Origin of the sequence: Flavobacterium sp. UBA4854 (assembly GCF_002399805.1) — a bacterium.
Classification (GTDB): Bacteria; Bacteroidota; Bacteroidia; order Flavobacteriales; family Flavobacteriaceae; genus Flavobacterium; species Flavobacterium ginsengisoli.
On record NZ_DHEI01000034.1, the window covers coordinates 12,851 to 18,210 of the forward strand.

4 protein-coding genes are annotated in these 5,360 nt (G+C 33.2%); 1 reads left to right on the forward strand and 3 read right to left on the reverse strand.

What is annotated here, in order from left to right:
- Positions 1 to 569 (reverse strand): S49 family peptidase (locus B3J44_RS04390; protein ID WP_286966063.1); only part of this gene is annotated, 569 nt, incomplete at its 3' end.
- Positions 570 to 707: 138 nt separating this feature from the next.
- Here B3J44_RS04390 and folK point away from each other — a divergent pair.
- Positions 708 to 1,841: a 2-amino-4-hydroxy-6-hydroxymethyldihydropteridine diphosphokinase gene (folK, locus tag B3J44_RS04395; protein WP_286966064.1), complete on the forward strand. Its 1,134-nt coding sequence runs from the start codon at positions 708 to 710 to the stop codon at positions 1,839 to 1,841.
- Positions 1,842 to 1,926: 85 nt separating this feature from the next.
- On the opposite strand, the gene B3J44_RS04400 is transcribed toward folK, so the two are convergent.
- Both B3J44_RS04400 and B3J44_RS04405 read right to left on the reverse strand, forming a co-directional pair.
- Positions 1,927 to 4,260 carry a T9SS type B sorting domain-containing protein gene (locus B3J44_RS04400; RefSeq protein ID WP_286966065.1) on the reverse strand — a complete coding sequence of 778 codons (2,334 nt, stop codon included), beginning with the start codon at positions 4,258 to 4,260 and terminating at the stop codon, positions 1,927 to 1,929.
- Between the two features lie 635 nt (positions 4,261 to 4,895).
- On the reverse strand, positions 4,896 to 5,258 hold the full coding sequence (locus B3J44_RS04405; protein WP_286966066.1) for a hypothetical protein: 363 nt from the start codon (positions 5,256 to 5,258) through the stop codon (positions 4,896 to 4,898).
- Positions 5,259 to 5,360 lie beyond the last annotated feature (102 nt).

Genomic DNA, 5,360 nt, shown 5'->3' on the forward strand with positions numbered 1-5,360 from the left:
GCACTTTTGTATTTTCCGTGACGAATCACTTCCATATGGATTCCAGATTTATCTTGGAAATCTTTGAAAAACATAACTTCAGAAGAAAGTCCTTTAAAGTCTAAATCTCCGGCAGGATTTATATAAATAGTATTGGCAACAGAAGTTAAATAATATTCTTTTTGCGAATAAGTATTGGCGTAAGCCCAAACAAATTTACCCGATTTTTTGAAGCTTTCTAGAGCGTTTCTTAAATCTTTATATTGCGCAAGACCAAGAGAAGATTCGTCATTTAAGATCGAAATTCCTTTAATGTTGTCGTCTGTTTTTGCTGCTTCAATAGCATTGATTACATCGGTCAAGCCTATGCCTTTTTTGTCTGAAAAGACACTTACCCAAGGATCTTTATATTTTCCTGCGTAATCATTTTTAATTTCTTTTAAATTGAATTCAATAACCGAATCCGATTTAACAGAAACCTTATCGTCTCCGCCAAAAACAACTCCGATAAAGATTACTCCAAAAAAGAAGAGCATGATAAAAACAAAAATACCAATAACTGTGGCAATTACATTTCCTAAAAACTTCATATGTATATTTTTTTAATAAGTAGCAAAAAACGTCAAAACGTTACAAAAGAGACATCTAAATTTCTGATTGGATTTGAGACGTCGTTTCACAAATATATTGGTTAATTCTAAAATAGTTTTAGTTAATTTGCATTAATTATGAAATTACAGTATCAAGTCGTTTTATCGATAGGCAGCAACCAAGGCAGCAGACTAGAAAACATTCAAAATTGTATTGATTTGATACATCAAAATGTGGGGACTGTTATTGAGGTTTCTAAACTTTATGAAACTCCTGCATGGGGTTTTGAGAGTGATGCTTTTTATAATTGTGCGCTTCTTTTGCATACCAATTCATCTGCGCAAAAAATATTAAATCAAATTTTAAAAGTCGAAAAAGAATTAGGAAGAATCCGCTTGAATCAAGAAGGATATCAGTCTAGAATTATTGATGTTGATTTAATTGCTTTTGATGATGAAATAATAGATACAGAAAAACTTCAGGTTCCGCATCCGCTAATGCAAAACAGAAATTTTGTTTTACTTCCGATGCAAGATTTAAAGCTAAATTGGAGGCATCCGATTTTGCAAAAAACAATTCCTGAGTTGATTGCAATTACTCCAGATGAAAGTGTTTGTACAGTTGTGCAAAAGTTGAAAAGTCCGATTGATAAAATTCCTTTAAATCAATTCAATTATGTTGCTTTTGAAGGAAATATTGGAGCGGGAAAAACTACTTTGGTGCATAAAATTGCAGAAGATTTTAACGGAAAAACTGTTTTGGAGCGATTTGCAGACAATCCGTTTTTACCAAAGTTTTACAAAGACCAAAACCGATATGCATTTCCGTTGGAAATGTCTTTTTTAGCCGACCGCTATCAGCAATTAGCCGATGATTTGGCGCAATTTGATTTATTTAAAGATTTTATAGTTGCTGATTATCATATTTTTAAATCGCTGATTTTTGCGAAAATAACGCTTGCAGAAGATGAATATCGTTTGTATAGAAATCTATTCGACATTATTTACAAAGAAATGCCAAAGCCAGATTTGTATGTTTATTTGTATCAGAACACGGAAAGATTGCTGCAAAACATTAAAAAACGCGGACGTATTTATGAGCAGAATATAGAAGCAACATATTTAGAAAAAATCAATAACGGTTATCTCGAATACATAAAATCTCAAACCGATTTAAATGTTTTAATAATTGATGTTTCTAATCGCGATTTTGTAAAAAAACACGAAGATTACCTTTATATACTGAATGAAATTAAGAAGAAATTGGATTAAATGTGTCAATCAGAAAATTTGATAATTAGAAAATTCCAAAAACAATTCTCTAATTATCAAATTGACATATTCTCTCATTGAAGAGTTATCTTTTCAGAGTAAAATGCCCTCTTAAAACTGGCATTGAATCATCTACTTTTAAAGCATACCAATAATCTGAAGCAGGAAGTGGAATTTGATTTAAAGTACCATCCCAACTCATTTTGAAACGGCTTAATTGTGCGACTAGTTTTCCATAACGGTCAAAAATAGTAACTACTGCTTGAGGATAATTTTCCATTCCAGTTACTTCCCAAACATCGTTGTAAGTATCGTTATTTGGTGTAAAAAATAGAGGAAATACAAGTACTACAAATTGTTTAGTAGTTCCTCCACATCCGCTTTTTTCTCTAGCATAAGCCGTCTGAAGTCCGCCGGGAACATCATAAAAGATAGTTGAATCTTGAAAATTTACACCATCTACAGAATATTCAAAATAGTCTTCGGCTTTTACAGGATAAATAATAGCTCTGGTTCCTTCAACATCAACACGTGCAATCTGCGGAACTTTATGTTCTTCTACTGTGATTGTTTTTGTACTCGTACAATTTTCTGGAGACGGACTTGTTACAGCAACAGTGTATTTTCCGCCGGTATTGATACTGATAGTTTGAGTTGTAGCGCCATTTGACCATAAATAATTCATTCCAGAAATTCCAGCATCTAATGTTATGGATTGAAATTGGCACAAAGGCAAAGTTTCATCAGAAACAGCTGGAGGAGTATAAATCTCAATATTTATTGGAATCCTAGTCGTATTTATACAAGAACCGTTCGATGCTTCAGCATAATAAGTTGTGTTTGATGAAATTTTTGGAGTTGTAAAAGCTGTACCCATATAAAGACTCGTACCGCCAGTTGCTGTATCGTACCAGTTTATAGATCCAACATTTGAAGTTGCTTTAATGGTTAAAGAACCTGGACCGCAATTAGTGTAAGTATCTTGCTCTGCAATAGGATCTGAGGGAGTTGTATTTACAGTTGCTTTTACCGATTTACGATTTGATTCGCAGCCAGCATCAACATAATATGTTGTAGTTGTAGTTAATGTCGGAGTAGTGTAGGAGGAACCTGTTGCTAATAAATTTCCGCCAACCGCAGAATCAAACCATCTGATTGTTGCTCCAGCACTTGCAGTTGCATTAAAGGTAAAACTTCCAGAATCACAAACAGGAGTTGGATCAATGGCTGGTGTTGCAACAGGAATTGTGATTTTAGTGCTGGTTGCAATCTCTAATGGAGCTTCTCCTGGCATTCCGCCATATTCTACAATATATCCTTTTGGTTGATAAGCATCACCAGGTGTAAGTGAACCAGTATTTGATAAATCATTCCAAGAGCCTCGTATTCCAACGCCAGGTTGAGTGATGTGCGCATAATCTTCATCACCTTGGTTGTTTGGTTCTCCTGTGTTCCAGAAAGCAAAATTTGGTGTAGAACCGTTTGCGTTTCCATTCCAAAAAATAGTTCCTGCTTCAGGACCTGTAACCCATTTCCAAACACCTTCTGTTTCGGCATCACTTCCTCCAATCCATCCAGTTCCAGAAGCTTGTTCACCAATTAATTTAGCTTCATCTGCAGATAAAATAGTAGCTAAATATCCTTTGAGACCGTAATAAGTACGAGCTGCTGCTGCATCTCGCGCCGCTGTCCATGTAATGGCAATATTTGGAACATATTCATAATAATGCTGAGTAGAAGGTAAATAATTTGCCTTGCCCATTGTTATGGAAAACGTTCTAATTCCAGATGCTGTAGCAGAAGAATTTGTGAAAACTACATCCTTAATAGCGTTAACATAATCAGAATATAAAACATCAGCTCCCGTCGGACTTGATAATGTTAATTTTCCTGCCACGGCATCCCAGCTTGTAATTATAGTTGGGTGTGAGGTAGGGTTTGAAAGTTCAAGTTTGTCAAAACCACTTGAATATCCTGAAGAAACCTGAATATAAATGGCTTCAGTTCCTGTTTCTAAAGGGTCGTGAGTTATTGTGACATCTGTTACAATTTTTATAGTGCCTTGAGGGCAGTACAATTGATCGCCAGTGGCTTTGATTACTGGCGGAGCAATAGCGGAAAATTTACTGCAATCGTTAGAATAACTAGCTGTAGCATCTTTGTAAGTAGACCATCTGGTATCGGAATAGTTTGCATCGTCTACCTGAATGCACTTAAGGCTTGGGTTGGAGACTAAACTTAAATTGTAAATAGATGTATTGTTTCCGTTTTTTAAATTTAAAGAAGTTAATGAATTGCTATTGCAAATAAAAGAGGCTAATTTAGGATTCTTAGAAACATCTAAAGAAGTTAATAAGGTATTAGAGCAATATAATTGTGTAAGTTTAGGATTTTTAGAAACGTCAATGCTCAGGAACATTTGTTGAGCTAAATCGCAATATCTCTAATGCGCCATTGTTTGTAACATCTAGATTTGATATATGAATTGCCACCAATATTGTAAATTGTTTAAGCTTGAGATGTTTGGTTACATCAATACTAGTTAGTTGATTGTTGGCAGCATCTAGAGCAAATAATTGAAGATTTTTAGAAATATCCAAGAACACTTACCTTATTACTGTTTAAAGCTAAAGATTTTAATATGGTATTATTGCTGACATCTAAACTTGTAATTTCATTGACATCACATGTTATGCCTTGAATAATTGTATTTTGGCTAACATCAAGGCTAGTTAATTTATTGAAACTAGTACGATAGAAAATCCAATTTTGTGTTTTTACTAATGTTAAGACTTGTTAGTTGATTGTAGTTAGAGGTTAAAGAGGTTAATGCTATATTATTAGAAAGGTCTATATCTGTTAATTTGTTTCTGTCAAAATTTAAAATTTCTAAAGCCGTATTTTGAGTTACATCTAGATCTGTAAAATTATTGCTGCCGCAACTCAAAAACCCTTAAAAGTTTATTGTTGGAAACATTTATGCTGTTTAATTTATTGCCAACGATATGCAATTCGGTCAGATTGAAGTTTTTTGATACATCAAGACTTGTTAGATTATTGTAATAGCAATTTAAAAATTTGAGCTTTGTGTTTTTGGTAATATCTAAAGAAGCTGATTTTGTTGTTTCTATTAGGGTCATTGTTGATTACTCCCAAGTCCAAGCTTTCTAAATTTGTAAAGTATTCAATTCCTGTTAAATCTAGAATATTTTTTCCTCGAAGCTCTAATGTTTTTAAATTTATAATGTTTGCAGTCAGGACTTGACCGTCAATAGCTCCGCTATCAATATTTAAATCGATTAAAGCTTGTTCGAAATTAGAGTCAGGAATGGAAGTATATTGTTGTGCAGAACCAATAAAATTGGACAGCAATAAAATGAATAAAAAAGATATTTTTAGGGAGTAATTATTTTTCATTTTATAAAAGTATCACTTTTATAATAATAAAAAAATATATTTACATTTCTAACAATTTAAAGCTTAAAAATATTATAAAATCACATTTTTTTAATAAAAACA

Coding starts and splice junctions, on each gene's coding strand:
- folK (WP_286966064.1), top strand. CDS start 708: ATGAAATTACAGTATCAAGTCGTTTTATCGATAGGCAGCAACCAAGGC.
- B3J44_RS04400 (WP_286966065.1), bottom strand. CDS start 4,260: ATGTTCCTGAGCATTGACGTTTCTAAAAATCCTAAACTTACACAATTA.
- B3J44_RS04405 (WP_286966066.1), bottom strand. CDS start 5,258: ATGAAAAATAATTACTCCCTAAAAATATCTTTTTTATTCATTTTATTG.